The organism is Janthinobacterium sp. SUN033, from assembly GCF_030397595.1.
Taxonomy (GTDB): domain Bacteria; phylum Pseudomonadota; class Gammaproteobacteria; order Burkholderiales; family Burkholderiaceae_D; genus Janthinobacterium; species Janthinobacterium kumbetense.
Genome location: NZ_JAPQNV010000006.1, coordinates 144,189 through 164,212 on the forward strand (window position 1 = coordinate 144,189; position 20,024 = coordinate 164,212).

At 65.5% G+C, this 20,024-nt stretch carries 18 protein-coding genes; 10 read left to right on the plus strand and 8 right to left on the minus strand.

Features of this window, described 5'->3' with window-relative positions:
* Nucleotides 1-3: 3 nt before the first annotated feature.
* Nucleotides 4-867, plus strand: coding sequence for a tRNA threonylcarbamoyladenosine dehydratase (locus OX460_RS24010; RefSeq protein WP_289900153.1), 864 nt, complete (start codon nucleotides 4-6; stop codon nucleotides 865-867).
* A 10-nt stretch (nucleotides 868-877) separates the two neighbouring features.
* On the opposite strand, the gene thpR is transcribed toward OX460_RS24010, so the two are convergent.
* Entirely contained in the window at nucleotides 878-1,396 is a 519-nt protein-coding gene (thpR, locus tag OX460_RS24015) for an RNA 2',3'-cyclic phosphodiesterase (protein ID WP_289900154.1), read from the minus strand.
* Nucleotides 1,397-1,491: 95 nt separating this feature from the next.
* Between thpR and OX460_RS24020 the strand changes: the two genes are divergently transcribed.
* Both OX460_RS24020 and cysK read left to right on the plus strand, forming a co-directional pair.
* A complete protein-coding gene (locus OX460_RS24020; RefSeq protein ID WP_077408663.1) occupies nucleotides 1,492-1,956 on the plus strand; it encodes an FKBP-type peptidyl-prolyl cis-trans isomerase in 465 nt (154 codons plus the stop codon).
* Between the two features lie 189 nt (nucleotides 1,957-2,145).
* A complete protein-coding gene (gene cysK / locus OX460_RS24025) occupies nucleotides 2,146-3,078 on the plus strand; it encodes a cysteine synthase A (RefSeq protein WP_077408662.1) in 933 nt (310 codons plus the stop codon).
* Here the strand turns inward: cysK and OX460_RS24030 are convergent.
* Nucleotides 3,039-4,328 (minus strand): SGNH/GDSL hydrolase family protein, encoded by a 1,290-nt coding sequence (locus OX460_RS24030; RefSeq protein ID WP_289900155.1) that lies wholly within the window; start codon nucleotides 4,326-4,328, stop codon nucleotides 3,039-3,041. The two genes, cysK and OX460_RS24030, sit on opposite strands and share 40 nt — an antisense overlap.
* A gap of 99 nt (nucleotides 4,329-4,427) precedes the next feature.
* On the opposite strand from OX460_RS24030, the gene OX460_RS24035 reads away from it, so the two are divergent.
* Both OX460_RS24035 and OX460_RS24040 read left to right on the plus strand, forming a co-directional pair.
* Nucleotides 4,428-5,333 carry a LysR family transcriptional regulator gene (locus OX460_RS24035; protein WP_289900156.1) on the plus strand — a complete coding sequence of 302 codons (906 nt, stop codon included), beginning with the start codon at nucleotides 4,428-4,430 and terminating at the stop codon, nucleotides 5,331-5,333.
* 100 nt (nucleotides 5,334-5,433) lie between these two features.
* A complete protein-coding gene (locus tag OX460_RS24040; protein WP_289900157.1) occupies nucleotides 5,434-5,835 on the plus strand; it encodes a DUF2809 domain-containing protein in 402 nt (133 codons plus the stop codon).
* Nucleotides 5,836-5,837: 2 nt separating this feature from the next.
* Here OX460_RS24040 and OX460_RS24045 read toward each other — a convergent pair whose 3' ends face one another.
* The 3 genes from OX460_RS24045 to OX460_RS24055 form a co-directional block, all read right to left on the minus strand.
* A complete protein-coding gene (locus tag OX460_RS24045) occupies nucleotides 5,838-8,663 on the minus strand; it encodes a pitrilysin family protein (protein WP_289900158.1) in 2,826 nt (941 codons plus the stop codon).
* A gap of 78 nt (nucleotides 8,664-8,741) precedes the next feature.
* Complete coding sequence (locus OX460_RS24050) at nucleotides 8,742-9,104, minus strand: hypothetical protein (protein ID WP_289900159.1); 363 nt, start codon at nucleotides 9,102-9,104, stop codon at nucleotides 8,742-8,744.
* Complete coding sequence (locus OX460_RS24055) at nucleotides 9,105-9,833, minus strand: hypothetical protein (RefSeq protein ID WP_289900160.1); 729 nt, start codon at nucleotides 9,831-9,833, stop codon at nucleotides 9,105-9,107.
* Between the two features lie 212 nt (nucleotides 9,834-10,045).
* Between OX460_RS24055 and OX460_RS24060 the strand changes: the two genes are divergently transcribed.
* Complete coding sequence (locus tag OX460_RS24060; protein WP_251350145.1) at nucleotides 10,046-11,818, plus strand: GGDEF domain-containing protein; 1,773 nt, start codon at nucleotides 10,046-10,048, stop codon at nucleotides 11,816-11,818.
* Here the strand turns inward: OX460_RS24060 and OX460_RS24065 are convergent.
* Complete coding sequence (locus tag OX460_RS24065; protein ID WP_289900161.1) at nucleotides 11,808-12,290, minus strand: CinA family protein; 483 nt, start codon at nucleotides 12,288-12,290, stop codon at nucleotides 11,808-11,810. The two genes, OX460_RS24060 and OX460_RS24065, sit on opposite strands and share 11 nt — an antisense overlap.
* Before the next feature lie 223 nt (nucleotides 12,291-12,513).
* Between OX460_RS24065 and OX460_RS24070 the strand changes: the two genes are divergently transcribed.
* From OX460_RS24070 to OX460_RS24080, 3 genes are read left to right on the plus strand one after another with little or no spacing between them, the layout of a single operon-like run.
* Nucleotides 12,514-13,131: a YfiR family protein gene (locus OX460_RS24070; protein ID WP_289900162.1), complete on the plus strand. Its 618-nt coding sequence runs from the start codon at nucleotides 12,514-12,516 to the stop codon at nucleotides 13,129-13,131.
* Nucleotides 13,132-15,162 carry an ATP-binding protein gene (locus tag OX460_RS24075; protein ID WP_289900163.1) on the plus strand — a complete coding sequence of 677 codons (2,031 nt, stop codon included), beginning with the start codon at nucleotides 13,132-13,134 and terminating at the stop codon, nucleotides 15,160-15,162.
* Nucleotides 15,159-17,735, plus strand: a complete 2,577-nt coding sequence (locus OX460_RS24080) for an EAL domain-containing protein (RefSeq protein ID WP_289900164.1) — start codon at nucleotides 15,159-15,161, stop codon at nucleotides 17,733-17,735. Before OX460_RS24075 ends, OX460_RS24080 begins: the two co-directional genes overlap by 4 nt.
* A 3-nt stretch (nucleotides 17,736-17,738) precedes the next feature.
* On the opposite strand, the gene thiL is transcribed toward OX460_RS24080, so the two are convergent.
* Nucleotides 17,739-18,719, minus strand: coding sequence for a thiamine-phosphate kinase (gene thiL, locus OX460_RS24085; protein ID WP_289900165.1), 981 nt, complete (start codon nucleotides 18,717-18,719; stop codon nucleotides 17,739-17,741).
* An 88-nt stretch (nucleotides 18,720-18,807) separates the two neighbouring features.
* On the opposite strand from thiL, the gene OX460_RS24090 reads away from it, so the two are divergent.
* Nucleotides 18,808-19,401 carry a hypothetical protein gene (locus tag OX460_RS24090; RefSeq protein ID WP_289900166.1) on the plus strand — a complete coding sequence of 198 codons (594 nt, stop codon included), beginning with the start codon at nucleotides 18,808-18,810 and terminating at the stop codon, nucleotides 19,399-19,401.
* 2 nt (nucleotides 19,402-19,403) lie between these two features.
* Here OX460_RS24090 and OX460_RS24095 read toward each other — a convergent pair whose 3' ends face one another.
* Nucleotides 19,404-19,925, minus strand: coding sequence for a MarR family transcriptional regulator (locus OX460_RS24095; protein WP_289900167.1), 522 nt, complete (start codon nucleotides 19,923-19,925; stop codon nucleotides 19,404-19,406).
* Nucleotides 19,926-20,024 lie beyond the last annotated feature (99 nt).

Sequence of the window (20,024 nt, forward strand, 5' to 3'; positions counted from 1 at the left end):
GCCATGCATACCTCCACCAATGAACTAATTTCCATGGACTTGACCGAGATCGATTTTGAGCGGCGTTTCGGCGGCATTGCCCGCCTGTACGGCGCGCCCGCTTTGGGGCGCTTTCGCGCCGCGCATGTGTGTGTGATCGGCGTGGGCGGCGTCGGTTCCTGGATCGTCGAAGCGCTGGCGCGCAGCGCCGTCGGCCGCCTGACCCTGATCGACCTGGATAATGTGGCCGAATCGAACATCAACCGCCAGATCCAGGCCATGAGCGACACCATCGGCAAGGCCAAGATCACGGCCCTGGCCGAACGCATCGAATTGATCAACCCGTTTTGCCAGGTCACGCAGATCGAGGATTTCATTACCCCCGATAATCTGGAGCAATTGCTGGGCGGGCGCGATTTCGACTACCTGGTCGACGCCATCGACAATGCCAAGGCGAAAGCGGCCGTGATTGCGTATTGCCGCGCGCACAACATTCCCATGCTGACCATCGGCAGCGCTGGCGGGCAGACGGACCCGACGCTGATCGCCGTGCGCGACTTGTCGAAGACGGAACAGGAACCGCTGCTCAAGCGCGTGCGCAAATTGTTGCGCACGGAATATGGTTTCCCCCGTGGCGTGAAAAACAAATTCAATGTCGACGCCGTGTTTTCCATGGAGCCGCTGAGCACGCCCGAGAGTGCGGAAGCGTGCGCCATCGATGGCAGCGCGCCCGCCGGCGTGACGGGACTCAATTGCGCGGGCTTCGGTTCCAGCGTGGTGGTGACGGCCAGCTTCGGCATGGTGGCGGCCGCCCATGCGCTGAAAAGCTTGCGCCAGGACAAAGTTGCCGCAGTGCCAGCGCCAATGCCAGTGCCGGACGCCGCCTGAGTCTCGCTGCTTAAATCAGCTTCCTGCTGGCCAGGATGCGGTAATCGCCGCTGCTTTTCAGCGATTCCACCAGCACCAGTTCGTTCGCCTGCCAGGCGATGGGCGCGAAGTCCGCGATGGCCGGCGGCGGCGCCTGGCGCGCCAGGGTCACGTGCGGCGTGAAGCGGTCGTGCTCGAAGCGCGGCGCCAGCCCTTGTTCCGCCAGACGCTGCATGCAGGCCGCGCGCAAGTCGAGCAAGGCGGGCGAGGGCCGCGCCAGGGCGGCCCAGGCCAGCGCCAGCTGCGTAAAATGGCTGGCGTGATCGAACAGCAGGGGCATGGCACGCGCCGGCATGTGTTCCAGAATATCCAGCAGGGCTGGCAGCTCGCTGGCCGGGCGCTGTCCCAGGAAGGCCAAGGTCAGGTGCAGCTTGTCCGCGCGCACGGGCTTGCCTTCCAGGCGCGCCTGCCAGGCGGCCAGGGCCGCGCGCGTGGCCGCATCGGGCCATAGCGCGTAAAACAGGCGGGGGCAATGGGCATCGGGCGACAAGTTTTTCCTATCGTTGCGGCGGTTTGCTATTATTGGCGTTCCCTGCCGGTTCGCTGGCGCAGGGATCTCACCGAAACTCACTGAAAGAATACATCATGACGCGTAGCTCCGTTTTGTTTGCCCTGATCTGCTCCGTCGCCGCGTCGCTGGCGCAGGCACAGGCGCCAGCGCCTGTTCCCGCCTCCGCCGTCTCGCTGAGCCCCGGCCCTGTCGCCGATAAATTGATCTTGATCGACAACAAGGTCGGCACAGGCAAGGAAGCGTCCGCAGGCAACAACGTCACCGTGCACTACACGGGGTGGCTGTACCGTCCGCTGGCGAAAGATTCGCGCGGCAAGAAGTTCGACAGCTCCGTGGGCCGTGGCCCGTTTGACTTCCCGCTCGGCAAGGGCATGGTCATCAAGGGCTGGGACCAGGGCGTGGCCGGCATGAAAGTGGGCGGCAAGCGCACCCTGATCATTCCAGGCGAACTGGCCTACGGCCCGCGCGGCGCCGGCAATGGCGACATTCCGCCGAACTCGGCACTGATCTTCGACGTGGAATTGCTGGACGTGAAGTAATTGTTCAGTTTGGCGGCGGCGCATGCTCGCGCCGCCGCCATCGGCACGTAACAAAATGTTCAGGGCTAGGCGCATTGCCGAAGACAGTACGAAAGTACGGCAAGGCATTGCAACAACGCCATGAACTTTTTGTTCAGTGTCTTGAAACGCGGTAGACTGGGGTTTCTTGAAATAGCGGAGCTTCCTTCCATGAACATCGCCAACGACGTCACTGAACTGATCGGCAACACCCCCCTGGTGCGCATCAACCGCATCGCCGCCGGCAGTGTGGCCACCATCCTGGCCAAACTCGAATTCTACAATCCCGCGCACAGCGTCAAGGACCGCATCGGCCTGTCCATGATCGTTGCGGCCGAAGCCGCCGGCAAGATCCATCCCGATACCGTCATCGTCGAGCCCACCAGCGGCAACACGGGCATCGCGTTGGCCATGGTGTGCGCCGCGCGCGGCTACCGCTGCACCCTCGTCATGCCCGACACCATGAGCCGCGAACGGCGCATCCTGCTGCGCGCCTATGGCGCCGAGCTGGTGCTCACGCCCGGCAGCGAAGGCATGCTGGGCGCCATCCGCAAGGCCGAGGAACTGGTGGCGGCCGACCCGCGCTACCTGATGCTGCAGCAATTCAATAATCCCGCCAATCCCGCCATCCACCGCGCCACGACGGCCGAGGAAATCTGGCGCGATACGGATGGGCAAGTGGACATCGTCGTCGCCGGCGTGGGCACGGGCGGCACGATCACGGGCATCGGCGAAGTGTTGAAGGAACGCAAGCCTGGCCTGCAAATGATCGCCGTGGAACCGGAAGCGTCGCCGATGCTGTCGAAGGGGACGAAGGGACCGCACCCGATCCAGGGCATCGGCGCCGGCTTCGTGCCGCAAATTTTGAATACGGCCATTTACGACGAAATCATTTGCGTCAAGAACGACGACGCGTTCGCCACGGCACGCCTGGCCGCCAGCGATGAAGGCTTGCTGGTCGGCATCTCGTCGGGCGCCGCCCTGTGGGCCGCTCTGCAAGTGGCGCGCCGTCCGGAAAACGCGGGCAAGACCATCGTCACCATCATTCCGTCGTTTGGCGAGCGCTACCTGAGCACGGCCTTGTACGCAGGCCTGGGCGACTGATTCAATAGCAGCGGCAGGTCTATCCCTTCCGCCAGCGCCCGGTTGCCCGCGTCGCCCGGGTGCAGGTGGTCGCCCGAGTCGTAGGCGGGCAGCAGGCGCAGCGGGTGCGCGGGGTCGCGCGCCCACGCGTCGAAGTCGAGCACGGCGTCGAACGTGCCGCTGGCGCGTATCCACGCATTGAGTTGTTGCCGCAGCGTATCTTTATCAGGCTGATAATAGTCGCTCAGCGGCGTGCCGGGCAGGGCGCCTGCGAATGGCGTCAGGGTGGCGCCGACCACGCGCACGCCGCGGCTGCGGGCCTGGGCCACCAGCCGGGCGTAGCCGCTGCTCAGTTCCTCCAATGTCGGCCGTTGCTCCCGTGGCGCAAACGCCGTGCCGGGCCAGCTGATGTCATTGATCCCCAGCAAGACGACGACCGTGCGCACGCCCGGCTGCGCCAGCACGTCGCGCTCGAAGCGGGCCAGGGCATTGCTTCCCATGCCGTCGGACAATAGCCTCGCACCGGAAATACCCGCATTGATCACGGCCACGCCCTGCGGCGCCAGGCGTTCGGCCAGGAAATCGGGCCAGCGCGCATCCATCCCCAGGCTGGCGCTGGCGCCATCGGTGATCGAATCTCCCAGGATGGCCACGGCTTGCGCGGCTGGCGCCGCTTCCACCTGAATGGCGCTGAGTAAAAGGCGCGCCGTGGTGGTGTGCACGCCGGGAGAGTCATCGATGCGCGCGGCGCGCGTCTGGTCATGCGGGGCGATCCAGGCCGTCTCGCGGCCATCCCAGTGAAACGTGGAAGTCGGGCTGGCTTGCGGCAGGTGGACGCTCACCGTCAGCCGGGCCAGGTCCGGCACGGGCAGGTCGACGGGGTCGCTGACGAGCGGCGCGCCCGGCGCCACGCTGGCCGAGGGTTGGCCGGAAAACGTGAGCGTGCGCAGGCTGCCCGCTTCGATGGCCGAACCGGAAGCGGCCAGGGCCACGGTGGCCGCGCCGATGCGCAGCGGCACCTTGCCATACGCATTCGACAGCACGATGCGCACGCGGGGGCCGCCCACGCTGAGGCGCGCTACCTGGCGCACGGTGTGCCCGTGCAGCACGGCGGGCACGTTGCTGGGGAACAGAAAGTCGCTGCTCCACACGGCTTGCGGGCTGGCCGTCCAGCTGGCCAGCCAGGTGGTATCGGCGTTGGCGGCCTGGGCAGGGCCTGTGCCGAGTGCCAGGCTCAGCAGGGCGGCGGGGAGGATGGAAAATCGTTGCATGGCGGCTCGCTTCATCAAGGGGAATGTGCGCATGATGCAAGCAACGCCATTTATGCACTAGACTATCTTATCGAAGAACATTTATGAGTTGAATTCACAATGGCCAGACTGGAAGTGAATCGTTCCGGCGAGCTGGAAGTGTTTGTGCGCGTGGTCGAACTGGGCGGCTTTTCCGCCGCCGCGCGCGTTTGCGGCATGACGCCATCGGCCGTCAGCAAGCTCGTCTCGCGGCTGGAAGAGCGCCTGGGCGCGCGCCTGCTGAACCGCTCCACGCGCCAGCTGCAGCTGACGGCCGAGGGCTGCGGCCTGTACGAACGGGGGCGGCACGTGCTGGCGGTCCTGGACGAGGCCGAGCGCTGCGCCGGCGTGCAGGATGTGCCGCGCGGAAAGATCAGGGTCAATGCGAACGTGCCGTTCGGCCAGCATTTTTTGCTGCCGCTGGCGCCGCTGTTCCTCGAACGCTATCCGCAGGTGACGCTCGACATCGTGCTCACGGATGCCGTGGTCGATATCCTCGAGCAGCGCACGGACGTGGCCGTGCGGGCCGGTCCCCTGAAAAGTTCCAGCCTGCTGGCGCGCAAGCTGGGCCAGACGCGCATGGTGATCGTCGCGGCGCCATCCTACCTGGCGCGGCGCGGCACGCCGCTGCTGGCGGCCGAGCTGGCGTCGCATAATTTGCTCGACGCCAATTACGCGCGCGCCCGCTCGGGCTGGCCGCTGCGCTTGCCCGAGGGGGACATCGTCGTGCCGGTCACGGGCAATGCGCAGGCCAGCGATGGCGAAGCCTTGCGGCAACTGGCGCTGGCGGGACTGGGATTGGCGCGCCTGGCCGCCTTCCAGGTGCGCGGCGATATCGCGGCGGGCCGTTTGCAGGCCGTGCTGGAAGCGTTCAACCCGGGCGACAGCGAGGACGTGCATGCCGTCTTCGTGGGGCAGGGCGGGCATGTGCCGCTGCGCGTGCGCGCTTTGCTCGATTTCCTGGCGGAGAACGTCGACCTGGACTGAGGGGAGCCAGGCGCATTAGGCTACAGGCGGACACGGCCGCGCAGTACAATATCGGACGGGCCGCAATGGTTCGGCCCGTATCGTGCCTTTGAATGGAAATATGTTCCTGGTAAAACCTGAACGCCGCCGCCTGCTGCAGGTGGGCGCAACCGTGGCTGTCATCGCGCTGGGCCTGGCCTCGCGCGCCTATCCCCAATTCCTTCCCGCTGCATTGGGAAAATATCCGGGCGACGCCCTGTGGGCCATGATGATCGTCTTTGCGCTGGGCGGCCTCGCCACGCGCATGCGTACGTGGCAACTGGCCTTGTGGTCTTTACTGATCTGCTTTGCCGTGGAATTCGGCCAGCTGTACCAGGCGCCGTGGATCGTCGCGCTGCGCGCGCATCCCCTAGGACACCTGGCGCTGGGCTCCACCTTCGGCTGGGGTGATTTGATCGCCTACACGGCCGGCGTGGCCGTGGCGGCGATCATCGACAAGCTGGCGCTGTTCAAGCGCCGCTAGTCTTATTTCACGTTACCCTCAGCATCGCGCAGTTCCACGGGCGCCAGTTTGAGCTTGCTCAATTGCGGGGCGATCTTCGCCTTGTCGCCCACGCCGATGACGATCAGCTTTTCCGGCTGCAGGTATTTTTTCGCCACCTGCTGCACCTGCTTGTCCGTCACGCTGGCAAAGCGCTGCGGCAAGGTCGTGTAATAGTCGAGGCCCAGGCCGTAGATATACGCGTTCGCCATGCTGGCGCTGATGCTGGCATTCGTGTCGAACTGGCCCGGCAGCGACAGCACCTGCGAATTGCGCGCATTCGCCAGTTCCTTGCTGCTCAGGGGCTTGGCGATCATGGCACGCAATTCCTTGACGGTTTCCGACACGGCCGGGCCCGTCACATCGGTGCGCACGCTGGCGGCAATCGAGAACGGTCCAGGCTGATTGCGGTACTGGAATTGCGAGCGCACGCCATACGTGTAGCCCTTTTCTTCGCGCAAGTTGGTGTTCAGGCGGCTGGTAAACAAGCCGCCCAGCGCCGCGTTCATCACTTGCAGCGGCGCGTAATCGGGCGTGGCGCGCGGCACGGCGATGGCGGACAGGCGTACGGCCGTTTGCGGTGCGCCCGGCTTGTCGACCAAAATCAGCTTTGCCTGCGTCGTCTGCGGCGTGGCGGCCACGGACTGCGCCACCGTGCCTGCCTTCCAGCTGCCGAACTTCGCTTCGGCCAGCGCCTTCAATTCCGCTTCGCCGATATCGCCCGAAACGATCAGCGCCGCATTGTTCGGCAGGTAATGCTGCTGCCAGAACGCTTGCAGGTCGGCGCGGCTGGCCGCCTTCAGCGCCGCTTCCGTGCCCAGCTGGATGTAGCCGTACGGATGTTGCGGGCCATACAGGGCCGCCGCTTCCACGCGGGCCGCCACGGCACCCGCGTTTTCGCGCTGCTGCGCCAGCTGTCCGATGCGGCTGGCGCGCTGGCGCTCCACCTCTTCTTGCGGGAATTGCGGGTGCAGCACCACGTCGGCCAGCACGTCGAGCGCTTGCGGGAACGTGGCTTTGAGCGATGTCAACTGGGCAAACGAGGCATCCGTGCCGGAACCGGTGCTCAGCAGGGCGCCCAGTTGCGCCACATCGTCGGCGATCTGCGGCGCGCTGCGCGTGGCAGTGCCTTCCTGCAGCAATTGCGCCGTAAAGCTCGACAAGCCCGGCTGCGCCGGCGGATTGGCGCCCGAGCCGCTCTTGATCACCAGCTGGCTGGAAACGAGCGGCACGGCCGGATTGTAGTGGTGGATCACGGTCAGGCCGTTCGCCAGGGTGAACGACTTGCCTTGCGGTAGCACAATCTTCGGCGCGGGACCGGCCTTCGGCACGGCATTGCGCCATGGCTCGTCCGCATTGATGGCCGTGCCTGGCGCAGGCTTGACCTTGCCAGGCGCCGGCGTCGGCACTTCCGCGCCCAGGTCCGGCTTGCCCGGCACGCCGTAGACGACGACGCGCGACTGGTTCTTCAGGTAGGTATCCACGGCGCGCTGCACGCCGGCCGCCGTCACCTGGCGGTAGCGCTCGATATCCTTGGCCAGGTAGCCGGGGTCGCCCAGGTACTGATTGTATTCGTTGAGCAAGTTGGCCACGCCGCGCCCGCCCATTTTTTCCACCTGGCTCAGCATGGTGGTCTCGATGCTGTTGCGCGCCCGTTCCAGCTCCTTCCCGGTGGGGCCCTTGGCGCGCAATTGCTCCAGCTCCACTTGCAGCGCTTGCTCGATTTCCTCGGGCTGGTGGCCGGGGCGCGCCGTCGCGTCGATGGTGAAGATGGACGTCAGGGCGTTCGAGCCCTGGCTGGCGCCCACGTCCTGGGCGATCTGCTTGTCGTACACGAGCGATTTATACAAACGGCTGGACTTGCCGCCGGCCAGGATGTGCGCGGCCATCGACAGTTCCGCGTCATCCTTGGTGTAGGCGGAAGGCGTCAGCCAGGCCATGAAGACGCGCGGCAATTCGACCCGGTCCTGCACCACGATGCGGCGTTCCTGCGTGATGGGCGGCGTCATGACAGCGGGTTTCGGCACGGCCGGGCCGCTCTTGAAGCTGCCGAAGTATTTGTTGACCAGTTCCTTGGTCTTCGCCTTGTCGATATCGCCGGCGATCACCAGGCTGGCATTGTTGGGGCCATAGTATTTGGTGAAGAAATCCTTGATGTCGGCCAGTTTCGCGTTCTGGATGTCCGCGTGCGAACCGATGACGCTGGCGTAATACGGATGGGTCTTGGGAAACAGCTGGTGGTACAGGGCTTCCTGCACGATGCCGTACGGCGCATTTTCCACGCTCTGGCGGCGCTCGTTGCGCACCACATCCTGCTGGTTCGTCAGCGCCGTCTGGTCGAGCACGTCCAGCAGGTAGCCCATGCGGTCGGAATGCGTCCACAGGGCCAGTTCCAGCTGGTTCGACGGCACCGTGTCGAAATAATTGGTGCGGTCAAAATCCGTGCTGCCGTTCGAATCCGTGGCGCCCGCGCCTTCGAGCAACTGGTCGGCCATGCCGCGCGGCACGTGCTTGGTGGCGGCAAACATCATGTGCTCGAACAAATGCGCAAAGCCCGTCAAGCCCGGCGCTTCATTGGCCGGTCCCACGTGGTACCAGATATTGACGGCCGTGACGGGCAATTTATGGTCTTCCACGAGAATGACGTCCAGGCCGTTCGGCAAGGTGTATTTTTCGTAGGCGATGTGCGGCACGGCCGTCGCGCCCATGGGGGCCGCCGCAGCCGCATCGGCGGCGTGGGTCAGGCTCAGGGGAGCGCCGTACAGCGACAGCAGCAGGGCGGGGAGGGCCAGCAATTTGATCGGTTTCATGCATGCTTCCAGGGATAGGTGGAGGAGACGCTGCGGCTCGCTCGTGGCTGGCGCAGCGCGACGGTGCTACGGTCGGTGCTACAGTTTATACAACAGGGCCGCGCCGCCCAGCACCAGCAGCGCGCTGGCGATGGAGACGATGGCCGCGGCGCCCAGCAAGCGCCATTCGCGCGGCGTGAAGCCGGTCGGCGCTGGCGCGGGTACGGGTGCTGCCGGCACGGGCTGGGGCATGGCTGCCGCCGGCAAGGGCGGCAAGCCGCCCGCCGCGCGCGCCTGGGCCGCCAGCGCCTGCGTGGCGGCGTCCAGCAGGGTCAGCTGGCGCTCGACGGTTTCCGCCAGCACGGCTTCGTTCAGCGCCACGAGGGCGAATATCGGGTCATCGACGTCGATCTTGATGCCCGTCTTGTCGAATACGTGGCTGCGCAGTTTTTGCTGGTCCATCTACCACTGCACCTTGTCGAGCTGTTCGAAGATGTCGCGGTAGACGACCTTGATGCGCTGCTTTTCCATGATGTTGAACTTGTCGTTCTGCAACACTTCCTGCATCGTCAGGCGCGCCGTGTTCATTTTCTTGACGTCCGCGCCAAAGGTGTCGGGATTGCGCTGGCTCAAGGTGATGCTGCCTTTGACGCGCGCGCGGTTGTCGCTGTACGACTGCGATTCGACGAATTGCTTGCCGGACGCCGATTGCAGCAGGCCGAAGTGTTCGTTTTGCCACAGCACCAGCGGCACGGTCGTCGCTTGGGCTGTGGCGACAAAACCCGTGGCCGTGTCGTGCAGGGTGTCGCCGCCGCCGACGATGGTGTGGATGTACACCTTGCGGCCCGATTCCTGCAGCAGCGAAAAACAGTCGTTTTCCAGCAGGTAGCCCATCAGCGGCGAAAACGTGTTCGCGCCATTGTCGACCACGCAGTTGCCGTCTTCTTCGAGGATGTCGATCATCAGCGCGTCGAAGCGTTTCGGGTCGATGTTGCGCGCATCCGTCATCACGGGCACATGCTTGACGTTCATCGCCTTGTAGCGCGAGAACGTGGCGTTTTCCTGATCGGTGTCATAGCAGCGCAAAGGCATGCCGTCCTTGCCGCCTATCCACTGGGCCAGCAGGGTCGAGACGAGGGTCTTGCCGATGCCGCCCTTGCCCTGCAGGATGAAATGTACCGTGTTTTGCATTGCGACTACTCCAAGTTGTTGCGTCAGTGACAATCAAAGATCCGTGACAGCGGCGCAGGCGCCCGGCCAGGCCACGACTGGCATTTTTACCACAATCCTTTGCAAATATGCCATGCGGAACAGCGAATCTGGTTATGATGTTAATCAGGATACCATTGATACAGAGCAAGTTTTGTGTGAAAAATCCACCCCAGAGTGTGAACGAGGACGCAGTGCCGATCTCCAGTCTCGATAAAGCCGACATTGACCGTCTGAATCAGCAAGCCCTGTCTTGCCTGGTCGGCAACCGCCGCCAGGCGCGCCGGCTGGCGCAGATGGCGCTGGCGGCGGCGCAACGGCAACAGTATGCGCGCGGCGGCGCGTATGCGGAACTCAATCATTGCTGGCTGGCGTATTACGCGGGCGAGGCCGAACCGTCGTGCGAACGCCTGGACGCGTATTTCCAGCACAGCGGCGACCTGGAAGGGGGTATGGAAGTGGCCGCCCTGCAGGGCGCGTATGCGAGCCGGCGCGGCGATTTTGCCGATGCCGAGCAGCATTTCCTGCAGGCGCGCAGCCAGGCCGCGCAGATACCCGACTCGCTGCACAAGTTCATGCTGTACGCGCGCCTGGGCGTCGATGCCCTGAACCGCGGCGATACGCAGGACGGTCCGCGCAATTTCCTGCTGGCGCTGGACATCGCCGAGCGTTTCGGCAGCCCCGCGCACCGGGTCAACAGCCTGTCGAACCTGGCGTCGTCGCAGCATGACCTGGGCAACGATGAAGACGCCATTCCCCTGCTGGTCGAGGCGCTCGACATCATCGGCGCGCAAAAGCTCAAATACCAGCAAACCATCGTTTCGGCCAACCTGGCCATGTGTTTATTAGCCACGGGCAAGCCGGCCGAGGCGCTGGCGCTGGTGGAACCGTTTTACGAGTGGCCGGAAGAAGACCTGGCCGTGCGCGCCTTTTTGTTTTGCATCGCCGCCCACGCCGCCATCCTGCTGCAACAGCCGGCCAGCGCCCTGCAATTGCTGTTGCGGGCAGAAGAATATGCGCGCCGCGGCCAGGACCTGGAAGAGCAGATGCATGCGTGGCTGGTGCGCGGCAAGCTGGACTTGCACGCGGGCCAGACGGCGCAGGCGCTGGCGTCGCTGACGCAGGCGCACAGCCTGCTGAGCTGGACGCGCAACCCGTTTCACCAGCAGCAGATCTTGCGCGGTTTGTCCGATATCAATGCCCAGTTGGGCGAATGGCAAGCCGCGTATGGTTTCCTGCAGCAATACCAGGCCGCGTACGAGGCCAGCAGCAAATCGGCGCGCGCCTCGCGCAGCTTGATGCGCAACCTGGAAAAGGAAATGCACAGCCTGAAAGCCGAGCGCGACAAGGCGCTGGAGCTGCAGGCGGCGCGCGAGACGGAAAACGCCAAGCTCGAGCACCTGAACCGCGAACTGGCGCACCAGATCCTGCACGTCAATTCCCTGCAGGACAGCCTGAAGGAGCAGGCCATGCGCGACCACCTGACGGGCCTGTACAACCGCCGCCATTTTGAAACTTGCCTCAATGCCATCCTGCACGAAGCCGATGCGGATGCGCCCGTGGCCATCGCCATCATCGACCTGGATTTTTTCAAGCGCGTCAACGATACCTACGGGCATAACTTTGGCGATGAAGTGCTGATCCAGTTCGCGCGCCTGGTGGAAGGCCAGTTGCGCGGCAGCGACATGCTGTGCCGCTATGGCGGCGAGGAATTCTGCCTGCTGTTGCGCGAAGCCGACAGCCTCATCGCGGCGCACAAGATCGACGATATCGCCGCGCGCTACCGCCAGCTGTTGATCCAGCAAGCGCCGCACAGCTTGTCCGGCTGCACTTTTTCGGCCGGCATCGCCGAATATCCGCGCCACGGCGCCGGCCGCCACGAATTGCTGATGCGCGCCGACAGCGCCCTGTACGCGGCCAAGCAGGCGGGCCGCGACCGCGCCTGCATCGCCGATGCTACTGGATAAAGCGCAGCAGTTCCCGCAGCGCGTGCGCCACGGCCTGCTCGCGCACGGCCTGGCGGTCGCCGGCGAAGACCCGGCGCTCTGTCTGCACGCGCCCGGCCATGGCCCAGCCGAAGCAGACGGTACCGACGGGCTTGCCCGGTACGCCGCCCGTGGGGCCGGCGATGCCCGTGGTCGAGATGGCCACCTGGGCGTCGCTGTGGCGCAGGGTGCCTTGCGCCATGGCGGCGGCCACTTCCTCGCTGACGGCGCCGTGTGCGGCGATCAGCGCTGCGGGCACGCCCAGCATGCCGGTCTTGGCCCCGTTGGAATAGGTGACGAAACCCCGTTCGAACCAGGCGCTCGAGCCGGAGATATCGGTGACGGCTTGCGCCACGCCGCCGCCCGTGCACGATTCGGCCGTGGCCAGCAGCAAGCCCTTCGCTTGCAAGGCCAGGCCGAGCGCGGTGGAGAGGGGGACGAGTTCGTTGCTCATGGATGACTCCTGCAGGCGGTGAAAATGGTGGCAAGACTGTAGCATGGCCAACGGTAAAAGAAACTTTCCCCGGTCACAGCGAAAATGCGTACACTCTTTTATACATTTGCTACCACTTCGGGCCGGCAGGCGCTCTGTCGCTGCGCCACCCTGGTGCGCATCGCTCGAACAGGCCAGCGGCATGGTGCCGCGCCTTCGTATGCATTATCTTTACTCGGTTGTCATGGCAATTCTGAACTGGACCTGGTGGCGTCATTCTGGCCCCCTGCGCCACCCCGCGCGCGGCGCCGGCCGCCGCGCTCACCGCTGGGGCTGGCTATTGCTGCTGTTGGGCGTGCTGTGCGCGGAGACGCGGGCACAGGTGCCGGGGGAGCTGGAGCGCCAGGTCAAGGCCGCGTATCTGTACAAGTTTGCCGGCTTTGTCGAATGGCCCGACGGCAGCTTTGCCCGGCCCGACGCGCCGCTGGTGATCGGCGTGGCGGGCGCCGATGCGCTGGCCGAGCAGCTCGAACAGAGCGTGGCCGGGCATAGCGTCAACGGCCGCGCCGTGCAGGTGAAAAAAGTGCGCCGCGGCGAAACGCTGGCCGGGCTGCACGTGCTGTACCTGGGCGCGCTGGAGAAGGCGGCGCTGCAGGAGATGCTGGCCGCCAGCCGTGGCCTGGCGTTGTTGACGGTGTCCGATTCGGATGAGGTCTACGCGATGGGCAGCATGATCAATTTTGTGATGGCCGAGGACAAGGTGCGCTTCGACGTGGCCCTGAAACCCGTGGCGCAGGCGCATATCCGCATCAGCGCGCGCATGCTGCTGGCCGCTTACCGCGTGCAGACGGGAGGCGCCTAGATGATACGACTGCGCTCCATCCGCCACAAGCTGATGTCGGTGGTCTTGCTGACCACCCTGGTGGCCCTCGTCATTTCGCTGGGCACCATCGTCGTCTACGACTTGCGCGCCTACCACCGCAACCTGGTGGCCGATATCAGTACCCAGGCCGAGCTGCTGGGGCACATGAGCTCGGCTGCGCTGGCCTTCGACGACGAACGCCTGGCGCTGGAAAACCTCAACCTGATGCGCATCCGCCCGCGCGTGACGGCCGGCGCCCTGTACAAGGCCGACGGCAGCCTGTTCGCCAGCTACCGCGCGAACCAGAATGTGGGCGAGCTGCCGGCGAAGGTGGGCAAGGAAGGCGAAAGCATCCAGGGCACCTCGGTGGAGCTGTTCAAGCCCATCGTCGACAATGGCGAACTGCTGGGCACCGTGTATTTGCGCGCCGATTACGAGCTGGCCGGCCGCACGGCCGATTACCTGGCCATCGCGCTGGGCGTGACGGTGCTGGCGCTGCTGGTGGCCTTGCTGCTGCTGCGCCGCCTCGATTTCGTCATCACGCAACCGATCCTCGATATCGCCGACGTGGCGCGCGAAGTGATCGAGACGGGCGACTATTCGCGCCGCGCGCGCAAGCTCAGCGTCGACGAAGTGGCGCAGCTGGTCGATTCCTTCAACAAGATGCTGGCCGAGATCGAGCTGCGCACGCAGGCGCTGGAGCGCTCGAACGGCGAGCTGGCGCGCGAAGGCGAGCAGCGCACCCAGGCGCAGCAGGAAGTCATGCGCCTGAACCAGGAACTCGAAGTGCGCGTGCACGAACGCACGGTGCAGCTGGAAATGACGAATGGCGAACTGGCCATGGCGATGGAAGAGGCGCGCAGCGCCAACTATGCCAAATCGGCGTTTTTGTCGTCGATGAGCCATGAATTGCGCACGCCCCTCAACGCCATCCTGGGCTTCGCGCAAATCCTCAGTTCCGACCGCCTGCCGTCGACCCTGGAGCAAAAGAAGGAGTTCGCCGGCCATATCCTGAAATCGGGGCGCCACCTGTTGACATTGATCAATGAAATCCTCGACCTGGCGAAGGTGGAATCGGGCACGGTCAGCCTGTCGCTCGAACCGGTGGGCCTGGACGCCATCTTGCAGGAATGCCGCGACATGATCGCGCCGCTGGCCAGCCAGCGCGGCATCGGCATGGCCTTCCCCGACGCCTGCCCCCTGAACGTGCTGGCCGACCGCACGCGCCTCAAGCAGATCTTGTTGAACCTGCTGTCGAATGCGCTCAAGTACAACCGCGAGCATGGCGAAGTGAGCATCGCTTGCGCGCCGCAGGCGGGCGGGCGGGTGCGCATCAGCGTGCGCGACACGGGCGTGGGCCTCGACGGCGAACAGGTGGCGCTGCTGTTCCAGCCCTTCAACCGGCTGGGACAGGAGGGCGGCACGGAAGAAGGCAGCGGCATCGGCCTGGTGGTCACCAAGCGCCTGGTGGAACTGATGGATGGCAGCATCGGCGTGACCAGCGCGCCCGGCGAGGGCAGCACGTTCTGGATCGAGCTGCGCGTGGTCGATGCCTTGCCTGCGCCTGCCACCCTGGCCTTGCCGCGGCCGGACCTGGCCGGCGCGCTGCTCGAGCACAGCGCCCCCGTGACCTTGCTGTACGTGGAAGACAATCCCGCCAACCTGACCCTGGTCGAGGAAATCGTGCGCTATTGCCCGCAATTGCAGCTGCTGACGGCCACGGATGGCCGCCTGGGCGTGGAAATGGCGCGCACGCACCTGCCGCAGCTGATTTTGATGGATATCAACCTGCCGCACGTGAACGGCACGGACGCGCTGAAACTGCTGCGCGCCGATCCCCGCACGGCGCACATTCCCGTCATCGCCCTGACGGCCAACGCTATGCCGGGCGATGTGGAGCGCAGCCTGGCGTTGGGCTTTTACCGCTATCTGACCAAGCCGATCAACCTCGATGAATTTACCGAGGCGATCAACAGCACCCTGGCTTACGTGGCGCAGCAGCGCCGGCAGAAGGGAACAGGCGCGCCATGATCAGCCAGGCCGATATCTACGCGGCGAAAATTCTCATCGTCGACGACCAGGAAGTCAATCTGCGCCTGCTCGAGCATTTGCTGCAAAGCGGCGGCTACACGGCCGTCAGCAGCACCCTCGACGCGCGCGCCGTGGCCGGCCTGCACCAGCGCCACCAGTTCGACCTGATCATCCTCGACCTGGCGATGCCCGGCATGAGCGGCTACGAGGTGATGGATGCCTTGCGCCCGCTGGAACTGGAAGGCTATCTGCCCGTGCTGGTGATCGCCGCCGACCCGGACGCCAAGCTGGCGGCGCTGGAAGCGGGGGCGCGCGACTTCATCAGCAAGCCGTTCGACGCGCTCGAGGTGCTCACGCGCATCCGCAACATGCTCGAAGTGCGGCTGTTGCACCGCGCCGCGCGCCACTACAACACCTTGCTCGAACGCACGGTGGGCCAGCGCACGGCCGAACTGCAGCGCTTTCGCGGCGCCATGGACGCCACCACCGACGCCATCTTCCTCGTCGACGTGCTGGGCATGACCCTGGTCGACGTCAACGATGGCGCGTGCCGCCTGCTCGGCTATGCGCGCGCCGAACTGCTGGCGCTGGCGCCCGGCACCTTGCTGCCGTCGCCGCCGGCCCCGCCGCTGGCCGGGCTGCCGGGCGGCCCGGCGCACCTGGCCACGGAAGTGACGGAGTGCGAACTGGTGCGGCGCGATCTGAGCCTGATACCCGTGGAACTGGGCTGGCACTGGTATGCGCAGGCGCCCGTGGCGGGCGGGCAGGGCGCGGGCGGCCTGCTGCTGATCGCCGTGGCGCGCGATATCAGCGAACGGCGCCAGGCGCAGGAGCGCCTGAAGCACCTGGCCCATTACGATGGCTTGACGGGGCTGCCGAACCGCAGCCTGTTTTATCAGACCCTGGCCCAGGCCGTCGAACTGGCGCAGGAAAAAAGCTGGCGCATCGTGGTGCTGTTCATCGCACTCGACCGCTTCAAAAGCATCAACGACACCCTGGGCGCGGCGCTGGGCGACGAACTGCTGCGCCAGTTCAGCAACCGCTTGGTCGAATGCGTGCGCCTGCGCGACACGGTGGGCCGCCTGGGCAATGACGAATTCGCGCTCATATTGACCATGAGCCGCAACCAGCAGGAAGCCGTGGCCGTGGCGAACCAGGTGCGCGAAGCTTTGCGCGCGCCATTCGACTTGCGCGGCCATGCGGCCACCCTGACGGCCAGCATCGGCATCGCCATGTATCCGGACGACGCCACCGACCCCGAAACCCTGATCAAATACGCGAATACGGCCATGGGCGGCGCCAAGCAGGCGGGCCGCGACGGCTACCGCTTTTTCACGGCCGGCATGAACGTGCAGGTGCTGGCGCGCCTGGACCTGGAACTGGCGCTGCGCCATGCGCTCGAACACGAGCAGTTCATCCTGTACTACCAGCCCAAGGTGGATTTGCGCACGGGCCGCATCAGCGGCGTGGAAGCGCTGCTGCGCTGGCGCCGTCCCGGCTATGGCCTGGTGGCGCCGGCCGAATTCGTGCCGGTGCTGGAAGACACGGGCCTGATCGTGCGCGTGGGCGCCTGGGTGATCCAGGCCGCCTGCCGCCAGATCGCCGAGTGGCGCGACAGCGAGGTGGGGCCCGTGCATGTGGCCGTGAACGTGTCGAGCCGCCAGTTTGCCGAAGGCGACCTGGAAGGCGAGGTGACGCGCGCGCTGGCGCTGCACGGCGTGGCGCCGGAATTGCTGGAGCTGGAATTGACGGAAACGGCGCTGATGTCGAACGCCGAGCGCACCATCGTCGTGCTGGGAAAATTGAAGAAAATCGGCGTGAAGGTGGCCATCGACGATTTCGGCACCGGCTATTCGAGCCTGGCCTACCTGCAGCGCTTCCCCATCGACAAGCTGAAGATCGACATCGCCTTCGTGCGCAACATCACCAGCAACCCGAACGACGCGGCCATCGCGCTGGCCATCGTCAGCATGGCGCATAGCCTGAAACTGAGCGTGGTGGCCGAGGGCGTGGAATCGCGCCCGCAGCTGGAATACCTGCGGCGCAACCGCTGCGACGAAATCCAGGGTTTTTATTTCAGCCGCGCCCTGCCGGCGCTGGAACTGGGGCAGATGATCGTCGCCGGCGCCGGCCTGCCGCCCGGCCACGACCCGGCCGCGCAGCCGGCGCAAACCCTGCTCATCGTCGACGACGACGTCAACGTGCTGTCATCGCTGCACCGCCTGTTCCGTCCCGAGGGCTACCACATCCTCACGGCCAGCACGCCGGCCGAAGGTTTCGAGATGCTGGCCCTGCACCGCGTGCACGTCATCGTCTGCGACCAGCGCATGCCCAGCATGAGCGGCACGGAATTCCTCAGTAAGGTCAAGGAGCTGTACCCGGAAACCATCCGCATCATCCTCTCCGGTTACACGGGCCTGGAAGCCGTGCTCGATTCGATCAACCGCGGCGCCATCTATCGTTTTTATACGAAGCCGTGGGACGACACCCAGCTGCGCGACAACATCCGCCTGGCCTTCCAGCACTACTGGATGGTGAACCAGCCGGGGCTGGCGCGGGTGGCGGTGCGGTAGAACTTAGTCGCTGAAGTGGTCGAAAGACGATAAGCGCAGGTCGAGCGGCTGCCCCGTTGCATCCACCAGCCGCAAGCCCGCCTGCGCCTCGACGCTGCCCACGCGCGTGACGGGCGTGCCGCAGCTTGCCGCCAGGGCGGCGATGGCCTCGCGCGACGATGTCGGCGCCGTGAAGCACAGTTCATAGTCGTCGCCGCCGGCGGCAGTGTAGCGGCGGCGCACGCTGGCCGCTTGCCGCGCCAGCACGGGGCCGGCCGGCAGGGCGTCGACGTCGAGAGTGGCGCCCACTTGCGACGCTTTCAAGATATGGCCCAGGTCTCCCGCCAGGCCGTCCGAGATGTCGATGGCCGCATGCGCCAGGCCCGCCTCGGCCAGGGCGCAGCCCAGCGCCACGCGGGGCGTGGGCGTGTGCATGCGCGCGGCCGCTGTCAGCAGGTCGGCGGGCGCCAGTTCCTGTTCCATGCGGTAGCCGGCCAGCGCCAGACGCGCGTCGCCCACGGTGCCGCTGACCCAGATATCGTCGCCCGCCACGGCCGCGCCGCGGCGCAGGGCCTGCCCCGGCGCCAGTTCGCCAAACACGGTGATGCAGATATTGAGCGGACCCTTGGTGGTGTCGCCGCCGATCAATTCGCAATCAAAGGCGTCGGCCAGCGCGAACAGGCCTTCGGCAAAGCCGGCCAGCCAGGCGCGTTCCGCCTGCGGCAGCGCCAGCGCCAAAGTAAATGCGACGGGACGCGCGCCCATGGCGGCCAGGTCGGACAAATTCACGGCCAGGCTTTTGTGGCCCAGCATGCGCGCGTCGGCGCCGGCAAAGAAGTGCCGGTCCTCGACCAGCATGTCCGAGGAGATGGCGATCTGCTTGCCCGCGCCGGGCGTGAGCAGCGCGCAATCGTCGCCGATGCCCAGGGTGGCGCGGCCGGGGCGCTGGCGCACGAAATATTGTTTGATCAGGTCGAATTCGGAAAGCGCGTCGTGTGGGGCCATGGTTCGTCTGCAGGTTGAGTAAGGGTGTGGCGCCACTATTATAGGCTGGCCTACAATGCCCGTCTTTGCTAGCCTTGTTCATTTTTCTATGCCCCTACACGATATCCACACCGTGCTGCAGTCGTATCTTGACGACGGCTGGCTGCGCGAGCCGCAGGCCGTCGGCCTGGACACGTTTACGGCGCCGGAACTGCTGGCGCGCGGCTTTGATGAACTGTGCGACGGCGGCCAGCTGTGCCTGTATGAGGATGAGCGTTGGTTCCGTCGCGCCGGCCGGGCCGTGCAGGCCTCGTTCAAGGTGTATCTGCAGCAGGGCCGCTTGCACGCGAACGGGCTGGAGCTCGGCTATCAAGTGCGCCTGGCCAGCGTGCTGCGCGCGGCGCGGCGCCCCCTGCCGCCGTTCCGGCTGCTGCTGGAAAGTGGCGCCCACAGCGGGGCGCTGCTCTTCGACAGCGGCCTGGTGCTGCAGTTCGCGACCAACCTGCATGGCGCGCCCCGCCATTATTTCCTGACCCTGGTCGAGGGGCAGTTGCCCGATCCCGGCGCAGGCGACCTCGACCTGCGCGCCGCCAGCGAGGGCCACGTCCAGGCCCTGTATGGACACTGCGCGCCGGAAGAATTGCAGCGCCAAGCCCGGCGCGGCCATGCGGCCCTGCGCGAGCTGGCGCGCCTGCTTTCCTAAACTTAGACTTTCTTCGCCTGCGCCATGCCGTGCAGCAGCTTGGCCAGCAACTGGTCGAGCTGGCGCTGCTCGTCCGAGTTCAAAGCCGAGAGCATCGCGCGCTCGTTGTCCACGTGCAACAGCACCAGCCTTTCAATCAATTCCAATCCCCTTTGCGTCAGGGCCACCAGCACGCCGCGCCGGTCCGTCGGATGCTTCCGGCGTTCGATCAGGCCGGCCGCTTCCAGGCGGTCGATGCGGTTGGTCATGCCGCCCGAGGACAGCATGGCCGCCTCGTACAGGGCCGTCGGCGTCAGCGCATATGGCGCGCCCGAGCGGCGCAGGGTGGCCAGCACGTCGAATTCGCCCGGCTGCAAGCCGTGTTCCGCAAACAGGGGGTTGAGCCAGTCGCGCGCCATCAGCTGCGCCACCGTGCCCAGCTGGCCCACCAGCTGCATGGCGCGGGTATCCATCTGCGGCAGTTCGCGCTGCCATTGTGCGGCGGCAAATTGCGCGCGCGTGTGTTCTTGCGGGGTATCTGTCATGGCGTCATCCATTTATCTCGACATCAAGATACATTTCTATCTTTATGTTAAGATACTTTTCATCGAGTTATTTTATATGACGCATTAAACCATGTGCCT